16 protein-coding genes are annotated in these 25061 nt (G+C 43.9%); all 16 read right to left on the reverse strand.

The genetic code is table 11. The features are described from left to right. Window positions 1–14: 14 nt before the first annotated feature. On the reverse strand, window positions 15–254 hold the full coding sequence (locus ID165_RS10335) for a hypothetical protein (protein ID WP_192350268.1): 240 nt from the start codon (window positions 252–254) through the stop codon (window positions 15–17). A 360-nt stretch (window positions 255–614) separates the two neighbouring features. Beyond that, window positions 615–1910 carry a hypothetical protein gene (locus tag ID165_RS10340; protein WP_192350270.1) on the reverse strand — a complete coding sequence of 432 codons (1296 nt, stop codon included), beginning with the start codon at window positions 1908–1910 and terminating at the stop codon, window positions 615–617. A 243-nt stretch (window positions 1911–2153) separates the two neighbouring features. Then, window positions 2154–2633 carry a hypothetical protein gene (locus ID165_RS10345; RefSeq protein WP_192350271.1) on the reverse strand — a complete coding sequence of 160 codons (480 nt, stop codon included), beginning with the start codon at window positions 2631–2633 and terminating at the stop codon, window positions 2154–2156. Window positions 2634–2637: 4 nt separating this feature from the next. Next, window positions 2638–6822 (reverse strand): DUF6443 domain-containing protein, encoded by a 4185-nt coding sequence (locus ID165_RS10350; RefSeq protein WP_192350273.1) that lies wholly within the window; start codon window positions 6820–6822, stop codon window positions 2638–2640. A 12-nt stretch (window positions 6823–6834) separates the two neighbouring features. Further along, window positions 6835–10275, reverse strand: coding sequence for an RHS repeat domain-containing protein (locus ID165_RS10355; RefSeq protein ID WP_192350275.1), 3441 nt, complete (start codon window positions 10273–10275; stop codon window positions 6835–6837). A gap of 29 nt (window positions 10276–10304) precedes the next feature. Beyond that, the gene (locus tag ID165_RS10360; RefSeq protein WP_192350277.1) at window positions 10305–11063 is read right to left on the reverse strand and encodes a hypothetical protein; all 759 of its coding nucleotides are present in this window, start codon (window positions 11061–11063) and stop codon (window positions 10305–10307) included. Between the two features lie 87 nt (window positions 11064–11150). Next, window positions 11151–11954, reverse strand: a complete 804-nt coding sequence (locus ID165_RS10365) for a hypothetical protein (RefSeq protein WP_192350279.1) — start codon at window positions 11952–11954, stop codon at window positions 11151–11153. Beyond that, a complete protein-coding gene (locus ID165_RS10370; protein WP_192350281.1) occupies window positions 11944–12798 on the reverse strand; it encodes a hypothetical protein in 855 nt (284 codons plus the stop codon). The genes ID165_RS10365 and ID165_RS10370 overlap by 11 nt, the downstream gene beginning before the upstream one ends. 37 nt (window positions 12799–12835) lie before the next feature. Further along, the gene (locus tag ID165_RS10375) at window positions 12836–13522 is read right to left on the reverse strand and encodes a hypothetical protein (protein WP_192350283.1); all 687 of its coding nucleotides are present in this window, start codon (window positions 13520–13522) and stop codon (window positions 12836–12838) included. 766 nt (window positions 13523–14288) lie between these two features. After that, window positions 14289–15131, reverse strand: a complete 843-nt coding sequence (locus tag ID165_RS10380) for an endonuclease/exonuclease/phosphatase family protein (RefSeq protein ID WP_192350285.1) — start codon at window positions 15129–15131, stop codon at window positions 14289–14291. Between the two features lie 82 nt (window positions 15132–15213). Then, a complete protein-coding gene (locus ID165_RS10385) occupies window positions 15214–16980 on the reverse strand; it encodes a RagB/SusD family nutrient uptake outer membrane protein (RefSeq protein ID WP_192350287.1) in 1767 nt (588 codons plus the stop codon). 11 nt (window positions 16981–16991) lie between these two features. Then, a complete protein-coding gene (locus tag ID165_RS10390) occupies window positions 16992–20519 on the reverse strand; it encodes a TonB-dependent receptor (protein ID WP_225587065.1) in 3528 nt (1175 codons plus the stop codon). Window positions 20520–20639: 120 nt separating this feature from the next. Next, complete coding sequence (locus ID165_RS10395; RefSeq protein WP_192350289.1) at window positions 20640–21605, reverse strand: FecR family protein; 966 nt, start codon at window positions 21603–21605, stop codon at window positions 20640–20642. Between the two features lie 109 nt (window positions 21606–21714). Continuing rightward, window positions 21715–22302 (reverse strand): RNA polymerase sigma factor, encoded by a 588-nt coding sequence (locus ID165_RS10400; RefSeq protein WP_192350291.1) that lies wholly within the window; start codon window positions 22300–22302, stop codon window positions 21715–21717. Window positions 22303–23691: 1389 nt separating this feature from the next. Beyond that, window positions 23692–23817 carry a hypothetical protein gene (locus ID165_RS26915; protein WP_255505191.1) on the reverse strand — a complete coding sequence of 42 codons (126 nt, stop codon included), beginning with the start codon at window positions 23815–23817 and terminating at the stop codon, window positions 23692–23694. A 622-nt stretch (window positions 23818–24439) separates the two neighbouring features. Beyond that, entirely contained in the window at window positions 24440–24565 is a 126-nt protein-coding gene (locus ID165_RS26920; RefSeq protein ID WP_255505192.1) for a hypothetical protein, read from the reverse strand. Between the last annotated feature and the right edge of the window lie 496 nt (window positions 24566–25061).

Below are 25061 nucleotides of genomic sequence, written 5' to 3' on the forward strand. Positions count from 1 at the left end.
GGCCCCTCGCTAAATCAGTCCACAGGACTGATTCTTAACGCTCGGTCCTCACCCTCGGTCACATTATGCTCGGGCTCGGTCTGTCTGGATTCCGATACCATGGAAAACTCCAGCTCCTCTGACGCTGCACGGCCTGTCTCCATCGTGGCCGTAAAGGCCTGGACAGTAGGACTGCGCAGCACCTGTCTTACATTCCCCAGATGGTCCTTCACATAAAATTCACTGTGCAGGCAAATATTCAGATCAATGGCCATCCAGCCCGCCCCTCTGGCCCAAACCTAAAACTGTCCACCGGACAGTTTCTTGACGGTTTGTCCTCCTCCTCATGCACCAGGTAATCCAGGGCTCCGTTCAGAAGCACTACCTCACCCATGTAATCCCGGTTCTTGGTCAATGTTCCGCTGCTGTTGTATACCTTTTGGCTCAGTCTCCCCCACAGGCTGGCTACTCGCTAAATCAGTCCCCCGGACTGATTTTTAACGCTCGTCCCTCTTCCGCATCGTAGGTGAACTTAAGTTTACTTCCAATCTTTGGGGCAAAACTATGTGGCTATTGTGGTTATGTGGTTAAAAATTTAAAACCTTCAAGGTCTTAAAGACCTCGAAGGTTAGTCACTAATTTTCAATCTCCTTCAGGTAATATTCAATCTGCCCGTTCCCCTTTTCCTCCAATCCATCCGGCGGTACCAACTCCTTCACTTCTTTTCTGATTTTCTTAAATGAACCGATCTCAAAGCCGATTTTCAGCTGGACCCTACTTTTATATAAACTGGATTTCTTGTCAAAAAAGGGATCAATCGATCCTATCACTACTGACCGGATAGTAGTGCCCATCGGGATGGTTCTCCCAAGCGCGAAGTTGGAAGCCCAGGCTTTTCCCTCAAAATCCCTGGACTCATAGCCTGAGGGGTTGGTGACGGTTACCCGGTTGCGGTTTACCGTGCCCTGTGCAAACCAGTTGCCCTTACTGAACCGCAATCCCGTAAACACTCCCAGCCCTTCTCTTCTCAATTTCTCCTTGTCGTCAAACTGCTTTTTCCATGTCATCCCTCCCATCAGGACAAACTGCTGGGAAAAGGAATACGAGAGTCCGTAATCCAGCAGCAGTCCCTCCCCGAAGGAAGTGAGCGGATCATACCACAGCAGCATCCCGATCCGGTGGACAACCGGCACTTCTTTTAGCCGGTTTGGCTCAAAAAATTCTCTCTTCTTGTTTTTCAGCTCGGAGGGAATGGCTTTTATATTCCCAAGAGAATCGATCTTCAGTTTGGAAAAATCCTTCCCCGTCTTTTGGATGTACTCATCCGAAATATGTGCTGCCTTTACTTTTGCAAGTTCCTTGGCCTGTTCAAAAGGAATTTCCGAGGGCAAACCATTTTTGGTCAGCTCTGCCAGCGCATCCTTTCCGTAGAAGTCAGGGAGTTTGGCACTTCTGGGGTCAACCCCTTCTTTTACCACACCCGTGAGCTGTTCTTCCACCTTGGGCATGATCCATTCATTGGTCAGCGCCTTGAGATTTTCATTGTTCTGGTCCACTAGCGATTCCAGTTCTGTAACATCTTGTATATTTTCTATTCTTGTTTTGGATTCATTCACCCGTTCCAGTGTGTTTTTTGCAGCATTCTTGATTTCTTCCCCTGGGATATCTTCCCTTTGGATCAGGCTTTCCAGTGTTTTGCTTTCCTGTTCCAGCACTTCTTTGCTTCTTTCTTTGGCCAGCGTAAACAAGCTGTCTCTCTGGGTGCTGTCAGCGGTGATTTCCTTTAATTCTCTGAGTTCATTTTGTAGCGAATCGTATGACTTCTTAAGCGATTGGATCTGCTTGAGTTCTTCCAAATACGGGATTTCGGGCTTGGTGTGTAAAGCAGGGATAGACGCTGAAACCGAAGGCTTGGGAAGTTTTGAATTCATGCCACCCGGCAAGTTTTGCGCATTCAAAAAATAAGATGAAAGCATCAAGCAAAAAACAAACAATGTTTTTCTGAGCATAACTATTTGTCTTATCAGATATAACTATACATTACATTTAAAAACCAATTTGAATACTATTTTCACTTTATGAAATATGAATTACAAATTCTATTCTATAAAAAAGATTGGATACAATATATATCTAGTTATTCGTCAAACTTAACTCAAGTGGAAGCTTCTACTTTACTCTTCGTAAATACTCATTTTTTCTAAACCATAATTTTTATAGTTAGCACTATAATCCCTTATTTGACTTGATGTTTTTAAATCATTTAAAATTATTTTACTATTATCAAAAAAAACTTTAGGTTCACTAGTATCACAATCACAAGCATATATATTTAATGTATCTCCATTTATTTTATAAAACACTTCATTTGTATAAAAAATATAGTCTTTATCTTTATCCGGAATAGTTATTGGGGTTTCAGAAAAAACTATTTCTTCATGATTACTTGATACTCCCCAAATTTTTGCACGAACATATATCCTCTTGCCATTAGACAGGGTTAATATTTCTGTCACTTCTTCTTGTGGGAAGCCTTCCTGATTATTGGTACTTTCTTCATTATTTTTCTCCACTTTTATTTGGCGTTGATGATTGTTACAACTAAAAACTATACCAAATACTGTAAAAATCAATATCAGTTTTATTCTTTTCATCGCACTACTTTTTTTGATTTTCTCCAAACTTCCAACCTGCTCTACTCATTCTGTACTGGTAATTGACTTCTCCCCAAGTAGGCGATACAAATTTGCTTTTGTTTGAGCTTATATAAGTACCCAAAGTAACAATATCTAGCATCTGACCTTTCGAAAGTTCTTTATTATGGCTGTTTTCAATGTGTAATGCTCCAGCTAATTTTTGGAATGTGGTAAATGAGATCCCAACTCCCATAATAGTACCACCTTCTGCATTGAATCCTGCTAAAAAGTTCCCTGCCGAACGAGACGTGGCATACTTCCCATTTAATAATCCACCAACATTAGGATAATCTCGCTTTATATTAAACACCCCTCTCTTATTTGAAGCTTGAGCAATCCCCATCAAATTCATATCCTTTGCTTTAGCATTCATTTCAGAGATAATAGGGTCAAAAGATTTTCCTATTTGTACTGTGATATTAGTCATTGTCTTTCCTGTTTCTGGATTTACAAATTCATCCCAATATTCTGTTTCTCCAACTTTAGTACCACCACTTGATGTTCCATGTTTTTCTGCTCGTTTGGATAATTGATATTCGGTTACAGAACCACCATCAGCATTTTTACCGTGTTGATACACTCCCAGATCTCCATCTTTGTAGACAGCAACCACGTTCCCGTCCTCATCTGTATGCGTGCTGAACATTCCAGTAGGATCCATGTACTTTACAGGATTATTCATAACCCAGGCATATGGAGACATTGAGTAATAACCGTCCGACATGGGATCTAACTGCAAAGTCCTCCCTATCACCGGATCATAACCACGGGCATGAAAGTCGTAGATATTCAAGCTATTGTCATCCATCATCTCCTTGCCCTGATAGAGATACTTATTCGCCTTAATCTCTCCATGCTGAAAACCAAGCCCTTTCAGTTCCAGTCCCCAAGGATCATAATGTGTTTCCTGTACTATGGCCGAACTCACACTCATCACCATCATATTGTCAAACCAGACATCCTCTGAAGTCTCGTTTACCACAAAGGTTTCCATATATCCGTCCTTCGAAATATACATATTCTCTTCCAACACTTCATGCTGGTTTGCCGCATTTTTAGAGAGGACTTTCTTGCCCACTTCATATCTGTTAGAGTCCTGATCGTAAAGTGCGTACATCAGATAGGCCTCGGGAGCTTCTTTTTTCTGAAGATCCTTGGCCAATATATCCGCCAGATTCAACAGAGCTATGGGATTTGCACCGCCTGCACGCTGGGTGCTCAGTGCCAGCTCATTCAGGTCTGCCACCAGTCTTTCCCTCCCCCCCGCTGCCATAAAGCTTGCGGCGTTCACTTTTTGGTTTTTGTCCTCCAGGTATTTGCCGTGAACCTGTAATTTCAAACTGTCTCCGGCATAGATTTCCTGGGTTCTTCCGGGCCCCACCATTCTTCCCCTGTCCGCATTCAGCCAGGCTACCTTGTTTCCGCCCTGCGTCACGTTATGCTCGGACTCGGTCTGTCTTGATTCCGATACCATGGAAAACTCCATCTCCTCAGTTTCTGCATTTTGCATTTCCATGGTGGCAACAAAGGTCTGAACAGTAGGACTGCGCAATACCTGACGTACATTTCCCAGGTGGTCTTTTACATAGAATTCACTCCAAAGTTGGTTCTCCTCCGCAACTACCCTTCCCTCCTCATGCACCAGGTAATCCAGGGCTCCGTTCAGAAGCACTACCTCACCGATGTAATCCTGTGTCTTGGTCAGGGATCCGCTGCTGTTGTAAACTTTTTGGGTCAGCTTGTTCCCTTCCGCATCGTAGGCAAATTTCAGCTTGCCTCCCGTGGAGAAAGTGATCTCTTCGGGAAGGTTCAGGTGGTTGAATTTGGTCTCCGAAATTCTCCTGTCTTTGTTCACCCGCTGGTTCCCGTTGGCATCATAAAGGTAATTCCCCGTTGCCCCGGTGTTGGGCTTGAAATCTTTGGAGGTAAAAGTATTGGAGCTTTGTCCGTCTGCCACTCCCAGCAGCCTGTTGGAATAGATATCCCCAAAGGTGGTGTTGGTCGCATAACTATAAGTCAGTGCATCGACTATGTTATAGTTCCCGGCAGCCCTTTCTCCCCGCCGGGTCATGGTCTTGATGTTCCCGTTGGCATCGTAGGCGATCCCGCTCAGGTTGTAGCGGCTGTTTTCCCCGGTGGCCGTTGAAGTGAATGTGGCTCCAGTGATCCTGTTCGCATTGTCATACGCATAGTTGTAGGTACGGGTGACCGGGGTGGTCTCCTGTCCCCCTGTCCAGGAAACCCCCGCTATGTTCCCGTTGAACCTGTTGGCAGTCGCCCCGCTGTTATAATACAAGGTCTGCCTGAAGATTCCCGTATATCCTGAGCCCTGCCCTGTCAGCCAGCCCCGGATATTGTACGTGCCCGTCTGGTTGGCATTGGAGGCCACCGTCGGAAAGGTCTTGCCTGTCTGCCTGCCCAGGTCATCGTAGGTGTATTGGGCAAGGTTCTTTACGGACCCGCTTCCCACTTTATGGGTAATCTTCTCCAGCTGCCCGATCACGTTGTAGGTATAGGCGCGGAGAACCGTGTAATTGGAGGACAGGGAATTGGCGGTCAGGCGGTGGGTAGGCTGGTCCTCAAAGTTATAGGCGGTGGAAGACCGTACCGTTCCGCCAACCTGATGCTGCCCCAGTGTCTGGACCACCCTGCCTTTGTTGTCATAATAAAAAGCCGTGGTATAAAAATGCCCGGTCTCCAGGTCCTTGACCTTTTTGCCTGTCTGCAGGCCATGGACCCGGGTGCTGGCAGCAGACAGAAAGGGTGAGCCCGGATTGGCATATGAAAAGCCGGTCAGGTATTGATAGGAGTCGTAATAGTTTACCGTCAGGATCTCCCCCTCCGCCGTCGGCCATGCCCCTGCCGCCCCCGATGCGGGTGGTGTGCCGATCCTTGCGGTGAAGGATTGGTTTCCCGTCGCCTTCACCGTAAACCCGTTCTGCAGGATGATGGAGCTTGATGCCACATACTCCTGATAGCCGTCGTACTTGGCAGAGGTAATTGTCGTTCCGGTTTTTATTTTTGCGGTGTTCGCTTTCACCGTGGCGTTGTTGGCACCCATCGTGTTCAGCGTGGTCTGCAGGGAAGCGAATGTGGCCGTAGTCGGTACTGTGATAAGTCCTGTCATCACCGGCCTTCCCAAGGCATCATATTTGGTATAAAGCCATTTGCTTTCACTCCTCAGATTCCCGTCCTGAAAGCCCACCTGTCTGTCCTGAAGATCATACAGGTAGTACTCAACACCCTTTTCCGGAACATACTTTTCGGTCAGCCTGCCTCTTCCGTCATATTTATACCGGAAGTACTGGGCATTCGCCAGTGTCGCATTGGTTGAAAGGTTCCACCCCTTGCCCAGCATGATCTGGGTTGCCTGGGGTGGGATCACCACACGGAGCTGGCCCAGATCATCATACACATAATAGGTACACAGCCAGCCCGAATGTCCGTTTCCCGTGGCCGCGGCGGTATTCTGTACTTTTTTAAGGATCACCCTGCCCAGTTTGTCGGTGTATTGGACGGTGGTTTTGTCGTCTTCATCCTGAGAAATTTCCACCCACAGCAGGTTGTTCCCGTAGGCGGCGGAGGTCACGGGAAGCCCCGCACTGTTTACCGTGAAGATCCTCACCCCTTCCCCAGAGGTGTTGGGCCTTCTGGAGAACTTCACTTCCTTCCCCGTGCCCAGTCTCCAGGCACTGCCCGGGGCGGCTTGCTTATCCACCCGGTTCAGCGGGGAGGGCTCGAAGTCTATTTCAGAATAGCCATAGGTATCCCCGTAAATAGGATTGGTCCTGCTGGAATGCATCGTTAATCCATTGGTTCGGAATCGGCCGTCTTGGGTGCCTGAAGATTCAAAATACGGGAGATACTCTTTTTTCTGACGTCCAAAATCATCATAGTCTATGGGTGTAATCAGATCCTTGCCCGTGATCGTGGACTGTTTGCCAACCGTCTGCTGGGGTCTGCCCAGGCCGTCAAAGTAGGTAAACGTCTTATAGGACTGGGCAGGCGTGCCCCCCGTAACAGTGGACACTGTAGCGGTTCCTGTGCGCGCACGGTAAGTCTTCACAAAGTTCTCCGTAGTCTGGCCAATTGAGTACGTTAGGGTAACCAAAAACAGAAAAAGGGTAGTATACAGATAGTGTCTCATCTTAAAAATGGGTTAGTTGCCGGCGTAGTTGTATTCGTAATGCTCCAGGATATTGCCGTCTTCATCCTTGATGGTCTGGAGACGGTTCGCAGTATCGTAAAAATAGTTTACCGTGTAGCCTCTCGGATCGGTCTGGCTGGTCATGCCAACCAAAGGTTCATAGGTATAACTGGTCATCATCGCATCAGCAGGATGAAGCCTGAGCTCATCTATGATAATATTGCTTCCCGATATGGTCAGGCTGGTGGACGTGATTGTCTTTTCCACCCACTTCCATGCGGTGGTCAGTGATTCGGTCTGCCCGCCAACGTTCACCGATCCGGTGCCTGAAACTGTCTTTGCCCAGAAGCCCACACGGTAAGGGCTGGAGGAAGAGGCGGTAATCCCGGTCTTGCTGATCGACCCGGAACTTAGATTATAACCTTTTGTGCCGGTTTTGAAGGTCGTTACAGGGGTACCTGAATATGTCCAGCCGCCTTTATTATCGCTATACTCAAACGAGCTAAAACAACTCTTATTCAAGGAAGAATTCTGAATTTCGGCAAGCAGAAGATTTTCGCCTAAAGCCCATATAAATTCAGTTCTTCGGTCACCGCTTTGCCGGACTTCCTGAATGTTTTCCCGACTATCATATGCCATATAATCAGTAGTTTTTCCCGGGTCTGATGATGAACGTTTAACTATATCGGAAGACGGCAGATACACCCCCGAAAAATACGGCTTATACTTAGTTTCCCTTTCTGAAAAAAGTGTGGAGCCTATCTTTGACTGTTCTTTCACCACCGTCCCCAATTCATTGTTGGTGATCATTAATTGTCTTGCACTCTCCTCCTGTCCCGTATAGGAAACATTGTAGGGATAAAAATAAAAATGGTGTAAGGAGTCCGATTTTGAACCGGTCTGGCTTAACTTATATAAGTTGCGATAATCGTCGTAATAATACTTTGATTTCCTTTCAAAATAATTGGCATTGTTGGCAGAACTCTCCCATTCAGATTTTTCCGATAAAAGCCCAACGTTTGAGGTCAATTCATAAAACTCTATAATCTGGGGAGTTGGTAACATTTCAGGCCTGTTGGACAATAATTTATCACCAATTTTTATCCCAAATGTAATATCCGAGATATTGCTTTCCTCAATATATTTAAACTCTGACTTTTTCAGCGGTGTATTAGAATAACCGGATACAGAATTCACCTCTTCGTATATTTTTTTCCCATTTATGCCACTTTCAAAATCTACAGGGGGATACGGGAAATAATTTAAAGGAACTGTAGGAATAATGGAAAATTCAGACTTAATACTTTCTGAGTTAGTACTACCGACAAATTTCTCAATAATAGTACTATAACCAACCGACCCGAATGAAGAAGTAACTTGAGGGGTATTGGAATAGGCCCGCATTTGTTGGTAATCTGCAGTGTAAATGTACACAAGGCCTGGTTGAACAGTACTATCTATTAATTTACGGTATTTGATCATTTCAGAGTAGTCAAGTGGGGATTGATTAAGTCTCAAACCACTGGATTCAGTGTCTGTTTCATTTGCCTTGTAAATGTACTCTCTGGTTATAGGGAATACACCTGGCTTTTCATATAGCCTTTGCGACTTTAAACGCAAGCCACCTGCAAGATTATTTCCAGGAATTTGTCCGCCTTCTAAAACATTCCAAATTATCTGATAATAAAATCCGTTGGTTTGAGGCGGGTCTTGATTGAATTGAACTGACATTTTATAATCACCATTCGGCAAATAATAATTAAATCCCTGTGTAAAGGTAATATTGATAGAATTGTTGGTGGATGAAAGTCCTCTCAAATAAAGCAAACCACATTGAGGGCTGCCTTCACAGACCATACTGCCTACACCAACTGTAACAAAACTTCCACCATTGGGATCGTTATCATTCAAAAATTCATCAGGGGGATTGGAAATTGTAAAAAATTCTTCATAATAATCCTCCATTGGAGGCGCCGACTCTTCAATTGAAGAAATCATTTGTGTATATTGACCGGGAAGCTGATCATCATTAACCACATGATTCTCAAAAACAAAATCTGTGTATCCCCCTGTTGGGTAGGTCATCCTCTTTATTATCCCGAATTGCGAGGATGATTCATGAATCGTTCTGTTTGCACTTATGTATTGGAATGGTGGCGAAATATTCTCAAGCCATTGGGTAGGAATCAGGTTGGGATTGGAAGTCTTTCCATTATAATATCCCCAGAAGTCCTGTGCAGTACTGTTTCTACAAGGCGGGGTTTTGGTTGTTTCATACAAAAATTCATATTCCCGGTTTGGAGTATTTTCATCGATTACCTTATCCAGTTTTAACCAATACTTAGAATAGGGATTGTCAACTGCACAACCGCTCCCTGTAAAATAAGTAAACTGCAAATCAAATGATCTAACTTTTACGTTCAACTTATTATATAGCTCAATCTTATCTATAGCATAGCCCCCGTTTAAGTCAGTCCGTGTCGTTGACGTGGGAACGAATTTTGCGTAACCACCCGGGAAATTAATCTGGGAAATAATCTTTGCACTTATTTGGGTAATAATCTGAACGCTTCCTTCATCTGATGGAGATCCCCCAGAAATATTCCCACTAATAAATTGATATTTAGTGTAGGTCCGAATACTCTTTGTGATTTGGGATTCATTCCTGTATTGGAAACTAACTTTATTCTCATTATTGAATTTATACATTTCTGAAGGATACCAAGCAGATATTATGTTTTCACCAGGTTCCGAGGTATTTGATTGTGTTTTTTCGTTAACATCAAACCTGTAGTTTATCCCCTTATCATCTGTCACATAGAAAACATCATTTGAAAACTCAATTTTTATATTGCTGGATGGAATTGTGATGAATTTATTATTCACCTGATCAAAAACAAACTTTCCCGAGAACCCCACTAAAGATATAAAAAAGAAATCCGGTTCACTGTCCATCTCCCCCGACTTCACCAAAGTTAAAAAATGATTATACTGGCTATTAGTGACCCCGTTTAACCTATGGTATAAATCGAAAACAGAATAGCCTAGAAATTTACTAAAGAAGCCTCCAGGTCCATTGTCAGGCAGACCATTTACCGACCGGGAAATAACCGGTATCGTATTTATAGACCAACCTAAGCCCACATTTGAAGCGATAGTTTCAACCTTGTTTCCAGAAGCATTGTAGTTGAGACCAATAGGAATTGAAAAATTCTTGGTTCCAATTTCAAAAAGCGGCACTGAAATAGCTGGAACCCCTGTAAACTTATCAACCGGAGTCTCGCCATACTGTGTTATCGCCGCTGCATTTGGGCTTAGGGGAACTATTTGCTTAACGCGCTCTTGAGCAGTTAATGGTATGGAATATATAAAACAAGTGCAATATAGGGCAACACCTATTATCCCACTGCATTTGTGGAAAAACGGATTAAAGATTTTAAGAAGCTTTTTCATAAACTTGATAGTGTAAGACACCATTTAACTCATCTTTTTTTCTGATCAATTTTCTTTTCCAACTCAATCACATACAGCGTCAGCTCCTCCACCTTCTCCAACAATTTCACATTCATCTCGGCCAGATTGACCCCGTTTTCCATCACCTCCGCTTCAGTGGGAACATCGGGAAGGTGTCCGTTCTTCTTGATAAAGGCTTCCAGTTCCGATAAGGGCATCCGTTGATATCCGGGTCTGAACACATAGTCCGGCCAGCCGGTTGCGGTGACATTCACTTCTTTGGTTTTTATGGTTCCATTCACTTCTAGCTTCTGGGATGGTGAAGAAACCCCTATTCCCAAATTGCCTGTGGGACCAAGCACCATCAGATTGTTGGTATAGTTTCTCCACAAAAAAACATTTCTATTGGACACAAAGGATCCACTTGATCTTGCATCAAAGGACATAACAGCAGAAGGTCCGTTATCATTATTTGAGGTAATTTCCCCCATTAAAAAAATGGCTGTACGGTTATCAGCCGTATAATTCCCTTTAATTGACGGAATAAATTTACTGCCTAAACTTGTACTATTGTTGAAAGATAAATAATCACTCGGGGCATCAGATACCCTTAACCGCAAAATATCCTCAATAACAGAACCTGCCTGAGCGACTATGTCCAGTTTATATGTTGAAGCAGTAGTCCCAAACCCTATATTTCCAGTAGTTGGATAATTATTGCCTTGCCCAAATACTCTTGCGGTAAAGAGCATGGAAATTAACATGATTAAAATTCGCGCTGTTTTCATCTGTTTATAATTGTTTTTCAATGGCCATATGGAATCTTGCAGAATTTATAATCATCTCCCTGTGTGACGCTTTTCTAATGCTCGATTTCATTTATCCTGTTTTGTTTCAAGTATTTCTATTCTGTTCAACATACTTTCAATGTGTTTTTCCTGAGAACTTATCTTATTTTCTTGGGAGATTATATACAGCGTCAGCTCCTCCACCTTCTCCAACAATTTCACATTCATCTCGGCCAGATTGACCCCGTTTTCCATTACTTCCGCTTCTGTAGGGACATTGGGAAGGTGTCCGTTATTTTGTATAAAAGCTTCCAGTTCAGACAAGGGAATCAGTTGATATTCAGGGGTGAATACATAGTCTGGCCAGCCCGAGGTGGTGACGTTGACTTCCTTGGTTTTAATAGTGCCATTGACCTCCAGCATTTCTGTCGGTGAACTTATTCCAATCCCTACTTTACCATTAACAGCCAGATGGGTACCTATTGGTAAAGCAGTTCCTGCTGTGTATCCTATCCCTACTCCCCTGAAACTGGCTTTATTCCCAACATCCGGCTGCAAATGCAAGCTTCCGTAATGGTGTCCAAGCGTTGAAACGGCACTGTGTCTTGCCAGAATCCACATCCTTCTTGTATTTGATCCCCCCGCGACACCTATTTCCATTCCGTTATTGCCATAATTGTAGAGCTGCATCACATTCCCCAATGTAGTGGCCGTTGGAAATGCGTTGGTTGTCGTACCCCTATAGATGTGAAAGGGGGCATCAGGTGTCGTTCCAGTTCCTACACCTGCATTTCCACTGGGTGGAAATGAATTGGATTGCCCATAACCAATCGAGACACAAAACAACATCATCAGAACTGTCCACGTTGCTTTACTTATTTTATTCTTCATCGTTTTGGATCCTTTTAAATAATTCTTCTATTAATTTTTCTTGTCTGATCGTATGCAGCGTCAACTCCTCCACCTTCTCCAGCAACTTTACATTCATCTCGGCCAGATTGACCCCGTTTTCCTTTACCTCAGCCTCGGTGGGCACATCGGGAAGGTGTCCGTTCCTCTGTATAAAAGCTTCCAGTTCTGATAAAGGCATCAATTGATATTCAGGGGTGAATACATAATCTGCCCAGCCTGCGGTGGTGATATTGACTTCACGTGCACCAATGGTTCCGTTGACTGATAGTAAATAGGTGGGATTTTTGGTATTGATACCTACATTTCCATTAGGCAAAATCCTCATACGTTCCAAATAACTGCCGTTATTAGTTATAATTCGCAGGTTATTTCCCGGCCCGGTCATTATCAAGCCGTCCTGTCCTGACATAAACATCCCCCCGGAGTTGCCATAAGCATTTGAACTGGGAGCATAGCTTACAAAATCAATCGTATTTGATATAAATTCAAATCTTGCTCTACTGGCAGACCCAAATTTAAAGTGAAACGGATAGGTAGAAGGGTTTATACCAAAGCCAACATATCCTTGGGAAGTTATAACAAGAGCGTCTTTCCATGTGGCAGAATTATGTCTTGCCTGTAGGTTTAATGTCGTGGATCCCCCGGGATCCATACTGAGTAACCTGTGACCAAAACCTGAACCGAAGGCGGAAGTGTTCCAAGAGATTGTTTTGTGAGAACCTACATTGGAGTTCATGTAATCGAACGTGGTGGTTTGTCCAACTGCATCAATTGTAAATACAATTAAAATTGAAAAGAGCGAGAGGGTAAATCTTTTAATCATATAAGTATATTTAATCAAGAAGGTAAAAATTTATAGTTCATTGCCTGGGAGCTTTTTCCAATTGGGCTTCCAGAACTTTTATCCGTTCATTTTGCTCCACCAGATAAACAGTCAGCTCCTCAACCTTCTCAAGTAGTTTAACCGCCATCTCAGAAAGGTTAACCCCATTTGCCATCACCTCTTTTTCGGTAGGGATATTTTCCAGATGGCCATTGGTCTGATAGAATTTCTGGACTTCCTCCAACGGCTTCAAAGGATAGGTATCATCAAAGACATAATCTGCCCAGCCTGCGGTTGTGATATTGACTTCACGTGCACCAATGGTTCCGTTGACTGATAGTAAATAGGTGGGATTTTTGGTATTGATACCTACATTGCCATTTGAAAGAATACGCATCCGCTCTGCATATCCCCCGCTATTTGTGATAAATCTCAGGTTATTCCCTGACCCTGTCATGATAAAACCATCCTGCCCACTCATAAAAATCCCCCCGGCATTACCGTACGGTTCAGAAGTGGCTCCATAACTGGCTATATCCACAGTTTTACCCCCAAATTCAAACCTGGCCCTGTTTGCCGATGTGGAAGTTTTCACATGCAGGGGATAAGCGGGACTCAACGTACCGATGCCTGCATTCCCCGAAGTCGGAAAGGTGTTTGTCTGGCCGAAAAGGCTGAAGGATAACACTATAAATGCAATGGTCAGAAGTGGAGTCTTTGTCATCGTGGTAGTTGGCTTTCTCAAATTTCCCACAATAGAAACCAAAAGTTTTCTGATAAAAAATACCCTATACAGGGTATATGACCGCAAGAAATAATTACATAAGGAACAAATTGCACAATCTATAGATATGTAATCCATTTTACCGGATTCAAAATATTTTCGTCAGGGAAAATATTTTTTCCCCGGAGCACAAATTTTAATTGACTCCTAATCATTCTTTTACACTCCTGATAAAATAGTGAATCAAGCCGGAAGCTTAAAAAAGCGCCTCAGTAAGTACAGGTCAATAGACTTGGGTCTATCTTTGATACTTTTGATTGAGGTTTCTCCTTTTATCTGCAGGATTACGGTCTTCCAATAAACCCATGTACTAATTCGTATTGTCCTCTCTATAGAAGTAGTAACAAAAGGTCAAGTAAACATCACCTCGCCAAAGTATGTACCGTCATAAATCACTGCCGCGGTCCGCGTTGTCACTGATCCGGGTAGTAGACGAACGCCCAAGTAAGAACTGCAGCCTATGCCGCCTTTCGTATCGTCACGGACGGCTAATACCAATTCTACCGCCGCCGTTCGTGTCATCACGAACGGCAATACCAATTCTGTCCGGCAGTCCGGAAACGGACGCACCCTCCTCAACGCATAAACTAGGGCCTGCTGAAAATCGAGACAACACTCCTGTCAGGCATGGAATCCAGAGTACATATTCCTACGACAGAAAAAAGCCATCAAGGAATCCCTGATGGCTTTCTCTAACTTGGATCACCTACTTAGCAAATTGCACAGCAGCTACCACAGGAAGATGGTCAGAAGGGTACCTTTGTTCTCTTGCATCTGTTAGGACCGCATATTTTAACACTTTAAAATGCTCACTTACAAACACATAATCTATACGGTTTTTCATCGGTGCAGTAAACCGAAAAGCATTAGTCGTACCCACTGGTCCGTAAGGCGGCATTTCAGTAATGGTGTAAGCATCATTTAAGAAAGCTGACAATGCTATCATCTGCTCCGTATCAGGAGTGGAATTGAAATCCCCGGTACAGATTACAGGCTTGTTTTTGGCAATTTCCTTGATTTTCCGAATCATAAGTTTTCCTGATTCCTTTCTTGCTATCACGCCTTGATGATCAAAATGCGCATTGAATACGTAAAACTCCTTCTTGGATTTTCTGTCTTTCAAAAGAGCCCAGGAAGCAATTCTATTACAGCAGGTAGCATCCCAACCCAATCCCGGTTTATCCGGGGTCTCACTTAACCAGAAATTCCCTGAATCAAGCAATTCAAACCTATCTGTTTTATAAAATATCGCAGAATGTTCCCCTGCAGTCTTGCCATCATCACGCCCTGCTCCTACAAAAGCGAAACCCGGCATCCCTAGCAGATCATTGAGCTGATGGATAAATCCTTCCTGTGTACCTATGATATCAAAATCATGGTATTGGATCAGAGCCTTCACATTTTCTTTCCGGTGAGGCCAGGCATTCATGCTATCTCTGGGAGTATCCATCCTGAGATTGTAACTAGCTACCTTAATTTCGGGATTTTTCTGACCAAAGGCCGAAACAGACAGCAAAGCTAAAAAGGCTATTATTATATGAATTTTCATTAGGTAAGGAATTTATCACTCCGTAATTCTTTCTTGAGGAAGAATTACGGAGATTAGTTGAATTTACTAGTATTAGTTTTTATTACCAACCGGGATTCTGTCCTAGCGCCGGGTTTCGGATGATATCGGTTTCAGGAATAGGATACAGGTATTTCTTATCCAGCCATTCCCTGACTCCCGGATTGAAGAGCACTTCACCTGAAGTGCCATTAGAAAGCTGGAGCCTTCCTGCAGCAGTAGATGGACTTACATCTACAAAGGCGATGGCAGGATTAGAAGACCCGGGTTTTTCACCTTGATAGAACAGCACATCCATAGTCCCATCTCCATTGAGGTCATATTCTCCCAAAGCCGGAACATACATCCCATTCATAGGAGAATCCGCAAATAGTTCACCGATATGCCATCTCCTTAGATCATCCGGACGAAGCCCTTCAAACACCAATTCCACGGCTCTTTCTCTCAATACTTCCAAAAGAACAGGATCGGTAAATTTACCCTTGTAGTATTCGACTAAATAAGGATCAGCTTCGGCAGGAAGAGTGGTCAATGTAGAACCTGTGATCCCGGCGCGGGCACGAAGTGCTCCAATGGTCTCAGTCCAGTACCCTGGAGTCATCGTCCCTAATTCCGCCAGTGCTTCTGCCTTGTTCAATAAGACTTCAGCATATCTCATGATTATATGGGCATTATCATTTCGGCTCTCGTCATCATAGGGAAAACGCTCATCATAACACCACTTGATGGGCTGATAACCGGTAAATGTCTGGTTGAAGTTTGGTGGAGCTACTACAGGTACACCATTTTCGGTTCGACGGTAATCTCCCAGACGAACCGTTTGCTTCAGACGCAGATCCCTATTCTTTACTTCTTCTACAAATGGCGTAGTCTTGTATTCGGGATTATCCGTAAATGGGGTACCGTCCAGATTCAGATAGGTATTGACAAAATTACGGGTCAGACTAGGCCTGTTGCCATAAGTCGGGCTGATGAAACGTCGATTAGCCGAACTAAATACCTGAAAGCTAGCATCCAAAGCCACAGCCAAAATGGTCTCATCGGCAAACGGAGCTTTGGATATGAAAATCTCCCTGTAGGACCGGTCGTCCTGAGCTCCCCGATGTAGGGCAAAGCCGGTGATTTCATTGGCAGTATTCACCACTTCCTCATACCATGCATCGGCAGAGCCCTGCATGCCATATTCGGTATGGTATTTTCTAAAGGATGCTTCAAATAGCGCAATCCGGGTCTTATACGCTCTAGCTACGTTTTTGGTAATCCTGGTGGAAGATGCATCAGAAGTCAAGGTGATATTTTCGATCGCATAGTCTAAGTCTTCCAACACTTTATCCATAACCATGAACCTGTCATCCCTGGGGCCGTAAAGGGTCACACTATCTGTGATCTCTATAGTTTGGTCAATCCATGGAACATCCCCGAAACGCTTCACCTTATCGAAATAAAACAGGGCTCTAAAGAATCTGGCCATCCCAATGTAATGGTTCTTTTCAGCAACCGGGCTGGTTTCTGCATTTTCGATAAAATAATTGATATTTCGCAAGTCTTCCCACTCCCATTCCGAACTAGTCACCGGACTAAGCGCATTCACTGCCAGGTAAGTATCCACTCCATTTCTGGCTACAAGGTCAGAAACGTCATCGCCTTGAAATACCCCCACATCAGTGCCGGGTAAAATATCATCATAAAAGGAATTGCTGTAAAGTTCCAGTCCGCTGGCAGAACCAAATATTGCCTGATTGGTGGCAGTATCCACCGGAGATTCATCCAAATTGCAGGAAGTGGCTACTGCCAGTGAAAGGAATAATACTATATAATGAAATGTTTTCATGATTGTTCGAATTAGAAGTTTACTGTAAGTCCTGCTGAAATAGCCTTTAGCATAGGATAGTTATATCCATCACCGCTAGTCCCTCCACTTAGGTCCCGGTCGGATCCATAGATACTGGTCACATCGGTATCCTTAGTCCACTTATACAGGGAGGACCAAGTCCAGAGATTTTCGGCAGAAAGGTAAATCTTTACATCATTTGCTTTGATTTTTGATGTCAAATGCTGCGGTAATGTATACCCTAACTGTATGTTTCTCAAACGGATATAAGCAACATTCTGCATATACCGGTCATTTGGAGTACTTAGAGCCCTGTCGTCGCCTAGCGCTACATACCCTACCAATCGCGGCAAGTATGCATCAAAGTTTCCAAGTTCTTCCCTGAACATATTATCTTCATGCCAGCTAGGGTACTGATTGTATGGACGGTTATACTGTCCCCAGAAACGGGATTCGCCAGACGGATACCAGTCCTGCTTCAACACACCCTGGAAGAAGGCTCCTATAAAGAATCCGTTCCACTCAGCATTTAAGTTAATCCCATAGGTGTAGCGTGGTTCTGAGTTACCGATGACGGATTTATCCCCGGAATCCCCTACCCGATTCGATCCATGATGAATGATCTCATCTCCATCCAGATTTTTGAATTTCAAATCCCCCACATAGTTTTTTCGGGTATTGGTATTGCGGATATTTGACTGAGACGGTGAATTGAGGATCTCCTCTTCGGAGCGGAACAATCCTTCCACTTGATACCCCCAGATTTCCCCAATTCTTTGACCTTCGTAGTAATCGGTTAGGTTCTTATCCGGATTGTTGTATTTGGTAATATATGCCTTGTAATCAGACATGGCTAGTCTGACCGTATAATTGAATGGCTTCTCTGCCAGTATGAAATCATCATTCCAGGTCACCGTAGCTTCCCAACCTGTGGTCTCCAGATCTGCATAGTTCCCTTTTGGTACGGTGGTACCGTAAATCGCAGGCAAGGTAGGGCCTACTGTAAACATATCCGTAGTCCATCGACGGTACCAGTCTGCAGTAAATTGCAGCTTATTGTTTACGCTGGCAAAATCCAACCCGATGTCTGCAGTAGTAGAGGTTTCCCAGGTAAGACCCTGAGGAACTACACCGGGCATCTCGGTAGCTTGGGGTCGCTGCCCGTTGATAATTCTATCCATTTGGGTAATCGAAAAATTCTCCGTGAAGGAGTAAGGGTCGATGTTACCATTGCCCAAAGAACCATAGGAAGCGCGGATCTTTAGGCTAGTCAAAACACTAGGTTTCACTTTCCAGAACTGCTCCTCAGATATGGCCCAACCTACTGAACCTGAAGGGAAATATGCCCATTGCTGGTCTGTGGGAAATTTGGAAGATCCATCATAACGTCCGTTAACTTCCAATAGATAACGTCCCATATAGTCATAGTTCACCCGGAAAAAAGTACCTGCAATCGCCCATTTCTCGTGACCTCCCTCAGTAAAGACACTTTGCCCCAAAGCCAGATTGAGGTCTTCAGCATCCGGGAATACGATTCCGTTTCGTCTGGTGGTCAAATTTTCATAAACCGATCTCTCGTAATTAAAACCTAGCAATACCCCGAGATTATGGGCGTTTTTAAATGTATTCAGGTAATTGGCATAAATATTAGTGGCGTAGTACTGCGTGGTATTTCTACGGTCTTGGAGATCGTTGGTATTGGTACCGGTGTAGCCTGTCACCCCTTCATATCTACTGTATGGCACCTGCACCCGCTTTTGAAAGCTGCTGTTGTCATTAGTCTGGAAGGTAAAGTTTCCGTTCAGGGTCACCTTCTTATCAAATAGTTCGGCCTTGGCTGCAAATCTGTTTTTCAGGAATCGCTGCACGTTGTCCACTGCATTTCTTCCGATGTAATAGTCCCCTACCGTATAAGCGGCAGGAAAGGACAAGGAACCGTCAGGATTCAGCAAAGGTGCAAGGGGGTGGCCTTCATCCGCCATATTTCGCCATATACCACTGCCCTCTCCCACATTTAGAGGCTGATGGTAAGACATGCGGGAAAAATCTGTGTTGTTTTCTACCTGCAGCCATGGCGTAAGCTGAATCGTCCCCTTTGCCCGAAGATTATACATCGCATAGGTATCCGTATTGTACCGGAATAGTCCGTCCTGACCATTGTAGCGGCCACTTACATAATAGGTTGTTTTTTTGTCCCCTCCGGTCAAAGCCAGGTTATGGTCTTGGGCGAAAAAGTTGTCTTTATACAATTCCCTGTACCAGTCTGTACTGTAGTAGTATTCATATTCGCCCGTAGATGGATTGACCTCCACTCTTGGTAAGGAAGGGTCTTCCCATCTTCTTTTAATCTCCTCCAGGTAGGCAGGAGAGAACGGCAACGTTTTATTGATTGCTGTAGGCGTATTTCCGTTGTCATTCCAATTTGACCATGCATCGCTGAATCCCTTTGCCCAAGGATAAGATTCAGTAATATTGTCCGGGATTGCAGTCGGTGATCTCGATGAAAAATTAGACGAATAGGTAACGGTAGTTTTCCCCGCAGTTGCCGATTTGGTTGTAATCAAGACCACCCCAAATGCTGCTCTGGCACCGTAAATAGAAGCAGAAGCGGCATCTTTCAATACTGTCACACTGGCAATATCATTGGGATTGAGCATTTTAGGATCACCCTCTACCCCATCTATCAATACCAAGGCACTTCCCTGCTGGCCGATGGAAGTAGTGCCACGCACATTGAAGGAGGGAGATTGGGTTGGTTTCCCATCCAGCATTCTGATGTTCAGGTTAGGTATAGCTCCTACCAATCCTTGGGCAATATTTGAAATAGGTCTGTTTTCAAAGACTTCAGAGTCCACTTGATCCACGGCTCCGGTCAGGTTGGCCTTCCGTTGCTGACCATAACCTACCACTACTACTTCTGCCAACTCCTGCGGAATCAGTAAAAAAGTCATTTCACCTTCACGGATAGTTAGTACTTCGGGATTATAGCCCAAGGCTGAAGCCTTGATTTCCTTGCCTAAGAGGGATTCATCGATTTCCAGAGACCAGTTGCCATCCGGATCAGCAATGGCGCCTTGGCCGGTTTCGGAGATAAAAACGCTTGCTCCCATTATAGGCTCTTGGGTCTCTTCATCCAAAATCCTTCCTGAGATTTTGATTTTCACTTCTATCGCTTCTTGGGACTTCCTATCGGTTGGCTTTACAGCTATTGATTCATTGACCTGCTTAAACCTAAGTCTTGTCTGGGCTGCCACTTCATAAAGCAAGGTTTCCAGGTCTGCATTTCCGGAAAGGGCAATTTGTTTGTTGTGTACCACTTCAGGATTGAAGTGGAACCTAAATTCAGATTGTTTTTCCACCAGATGAAAGAAGTCCAGAACTGAGGTATTATTTGACTGGATTGTAATTTGTGTCAGATTAAGATGTTGCGCATGTGAGCTATTGGCCAAAGCCAGACCACTGAAGCAATAAGTCATCGTGAAGACTACCATGAGGCACTTAGATGTATCCCACATGAGTTGTAGTAATTTTTTTTTCATAATTTTGATAACTAAATAAAGGTTGAGACTTGGAGGTGCCGCATCGCCAAAATTGTACACCATCAAGTCAGTTAATTCATTCGATCTTTGATCCGGTGATTTCTGAAATCACCGGATTTTTTATTCGCAGGGATTTACATGGATTGTCACATGGGCATCATTTATTTTATAGGTTAGGTTTAGCGCGTAGCTGAGGGTTTCCAGAATTTGCTCCAGACTTGCCTGTCGAAATTCTCCACTATAATGACAGTTTACCGCATTCCCCTCTACTTCGACAGTTACATCATACCATATTTTCAAAGTGGAAAGGATCACTTCAATATCCGCATTATCAAAGCTGATTTTGCCAAGTCTCCAACCGGGAAGCTCGGCCATGTCAAATAGTTCCGTCTCACTGAGACCTGCCTGAGCTGTCCAGCTGATTTTTTCACCCTTAAGCAAAATGGCAGAATCCGGAATGGAGTGCTGATTATAAAATTTCACCCTTCCTGAATAAACAGATAGTTCTACGCTGGATTGGTTGTAAGATTTGAGGTTAAAGGATGTACCCAGGACTTCTGTGGCTACGTCCCCGGTCATAATCATAAAAGGTGATTTAGGATTGCGGATGACTTCAAAAAAAGCTTCTCCTGATAAATTGACCCTACGATTAGCAGGAAAGTCTTCGGCATATTCCAGTTTAGAGCCTGTACTTAGCCATACTTTACTACCATCAGGTAGCAGAAAAGCAGATACGTTTCCGATGTCATTGGCATATACTCCAGCCGCCGGTTTTGCTTTCTCTGTAGACTTAGGCAGTTGAGTAAAAAGCCCATAGCCAGCTCCACATATTATAAAAAGGATGGCCGCCCTCCATATCCAGTTACCAAAAACTACCTTCTTCTCATTGCTATTCTTTACTTTGAAAGCATGAATCTCACCATGGATCTTTTCCCAAGCCTGTGATTTAAGCTGTTTGCTGTTTATAGGTTGGGTTACTTCCCCGTCTAGAGAGTTGTACCATTGATTCAATTCCTCAAGCGGGGAACTGTACTCTTTTTTACTAAAAAGCTTCCTTAACAGGACTTTAATTTGTTGTGAATTCATATACTGTCTCTTCCTACTTAAGAGACCTGATCCACTGCTTTCATCTAGTCAAAATCCATTATTGAATCATGAATAAAAAATTCTGTTTGGTAACAAAACGATAACCGTGCTAAGCAGAGACCAAAGTGAGGAAGGCCAGGGCCAACAACTTATTTTCTAGCTGGGCATGGAGTTTTGAACTGGCCTGACTTAGATGATTTCTGACGGTGGACTCCGCTATACAGTAGGTTTCGGCCAATTCTTTTACAGTCTTATTTTCAAATCTATTCTGGATAAAAATCTGTTGGCTTCTTACTGGCAACTCATCTATCTTATCCATTAAAAAAGTATAGAGTTCATTGAATTCCATAATCTTAAAACCGTCAATTATGTCGGTGTGGGAAGTATTAAGCTGTGAAGAATCCATCTCATCAAAAATTATTTTCTCTTGATCTATCCATTTAAAAAACTGATACTTAAGCATGGTAATCAGGTAGCTTTGTAGATTTTGTATTTCGCCAATGCGCTTTCTGTATTTCCAGAAATTGATAAACGTCTCCTGGGCCAAGTCCATAGCCAAATCCCGGGATTTGGTTTTTTTGAGAGCATGAAGAAAAAGCAAATCCCAGTACGAATCAAAGAGCAGCTTGAAGGAAGCATCATCGTCCTCCTCTTGGATTTTGCGGAGGAGCACCTGTTCGTTTAGTATCGCTTTCATGCATAGTTATTTGTAGTAAAGTTACATGAGGAAGCAGCGCGCCAAGCACTATTTGGTGTTAAGAATAGATTATGATTGGACAGCGCTACTGATTCCATTTCAAAAGTACCTCCCCGGAGACAGGATTTTTTGGCATCCCATCGCGTCCTAAACAATATATTTCTTACTAGTGCCAGTACTCCATTTTATGGGGATACGAGCGCCACTCCCCCTTCAGCACCTATATTGTCATAGAAAACGATCCTTGTCAAAGGGGGCATGGGGGATTTTGTAGATGTGGCTTGTTTTGGAAAAGAGTGCGTAGTCCGAGGATCAGCGCTAAGTTCATACAGGTCAATGAAAATCCAGCTTCAACTCCTCTATTGGCCAATATCGATAAAGTTGAGGTGTTTTCTCTTCGTCCTTTTGCCTTGACGCAATGGGGATCGAGCGTGAATAAAATGTCCGGTAGGGCTGAGCGTAAATGATTAGTCCAGTGGACTAATCTAGCGAAGAGCCAGAATGCAGGGAGGAGCGAGAGGCCAGGTTGTGGGCAGGCAAAAGTCAAGACGCTTCCTCCCCTGCACGCTGGCCCAAGCCGTTAAAAATAAACCAAGGTGCTAAAAACATGAATTCTCTTGTGTAGGCAGTAGAGGCGAAAGCTCAAGTAAGCACTATGCTGCCGTTCGTGTCGTGACGAACGGCAATACTAATTCTGTCAGAAGTCCGGAAACGAGCGCAACTCCCCCTTCAGTACCTATATTGTCATAGAAAACGATCCTTGTCAAAGGGGGCAAGGGGGATTTTGTAGATGTGGCTTGTTTTGGAAAAGAGTGCGTAGTCCGAGGATCAGCGCTAAGTTCATATAGGTCAACGGAAAGTCTGGCTTGACTTCCCTATTGACCTGTTTCGATGGCGTTAATGTATTTTTCTTCGATACTTTTGAAGAGCAAAAGTATCCAAAACTCCTCGCCCGAGGCTATGTTTCAAATCGGTTAAAAAATCAAGAAATTCAAAAGATTGATGACCGATTTGATTTTTGAGACTTCTCGCTGCCTAAAAATAGGCGGATCTCGCTCCAAAGTCGCGAGCTAGCCAATTTTCATACGTTTATAATTGTTTTTTTAGGACCACCCCGATTAGTCGGGACAGGTTATAGAATCTCGCAAGATGATAATTATTCCAGAAGATAATGATTCATCCACGCTCGATTTCTTCACGGCTTCCCCACCCTACAGCCTGGCCCAAGCCTAAATTCTTTCACCGAAAGAATTTTCGACGGCTTGTCCCCCAAAAACCACATATTCCCGAATCGCTTCGTTTCTCGGGACAGGCTCCCAAGGGCATCCCCACACACTAAACCAAGGTGCTGAATCTGGGCTGTCTTGTGTAGGCAGTAGAGGCGAAAGCTCAAGTAAGCACTATGCTGCCGTTCGTGTCGTCACGAACGGCAATACTAATTCTGACCAGCAGTCCGGAAACGAGCGCAACTCCCCCTCCAGCACCTATATTGTCATAGAAAACTATCCTTGTCAAAGGGGGCAAGGGGGATTTTGTAGATTTGGCTTGTTTCGGAAAAGAGGGTGTAGCCCGAGGAGTAGTGCTAAGTTCATATAGGTCAATGGAAAGTCTAGCTTAACTGCCCTATTGACCTGTTTCGATGGCGTTAATGTATTTTTCTTCGATACTTTTGAAGAGCAAAAGTATCCAAAACTCCTCGCCCGAGGCTATGTTTCAAATCGGTTAAAAAATCAAGAAATTCAAAAGATTGATGACCGATTTGATTTTTGGAACTTCTCGCTGCCTAAAAATAGGCGGATCTCGCTCCAAAGTCGCGAGCTAGCCAATTTTCATACGTTTATAATTGTTTTTTTAGGACCACCCCGATTAGTCGGGACAGGTTATAGAATCTCGCAAGATGATAATTATTCCAGAAGATAATGATTCATCCACGCTCGATTTCTTCACGGCTTCCCCACCCTACAGCCTGGCCCAAGCCTAAATTCTTTCACCGAAAGAATTTTCGACGGCTTGTCCCCCAAAAACCACATATTCCCGAATCGCTTCGTTTCTCGGGGCAGGCTCCCAAGGGCATCCCCACACACTAAACCAAGGTGCTGAATCTGGGCTGTCTTGTGTAGGCAGTAGAGGCGAAAGCTCAAGTAAGCACTATGCTGCCGTTCGTGTCGTCACGAACGGCAATACTAATTCTGACCAGCAGTCCGGAAACGAGCGCAACTCCCCCTTCAGCACCTATATTGTCATAGAAAACGATCCTTGTCAAAGGGGGCTCGGGGGATTTTGTAGATTTGGCTTGTTTGGGAAACGAGCGTGTAGTCCTAAGAGTAGCACTTAAATCATATTGGTCAATGGAAAGTCTGGCTTGACTTCCCTATTGACCTGTTTCGATGGCGTTAATGTATTTTTCTTCGATACTTTTGAGGCCAAAAGTATCAAGGGAAAAGCCAACCCACTGCCTGGCCCAGTCCTAAAATCTTTCACTGAAAGATTTCTCCACTGACTGTCCTGCCCGAGGCTATGCTTCAAATCGGTTAAAAAATCATGGAATTTTAACGGTTGATGACCGATTTGATTTTTGAGACTTCTCGCTGCCTAAAAATAGGCGGATCTCGCTCCAAAGTCGCGAGCTAGCCAATTTTCATACGTTTATAATTGTTTTTTTAGGACCACCCCGATTAATCGGGACAGGTTATAGAATCTCGCAAGATGATAATTATTCCAGAAGATAATGATTCATCCACGCTCGATTTCTTCACGGC

Origin of the sequence: Algoriphagus sp. Y33, assembly GCF_014838715.1 — a bacterium.
Lineage (GTDB): Bacteria > Bacteroidota > Bacteroidia > Cytophagales > Cyclobacteriaceae > Algoriphagus.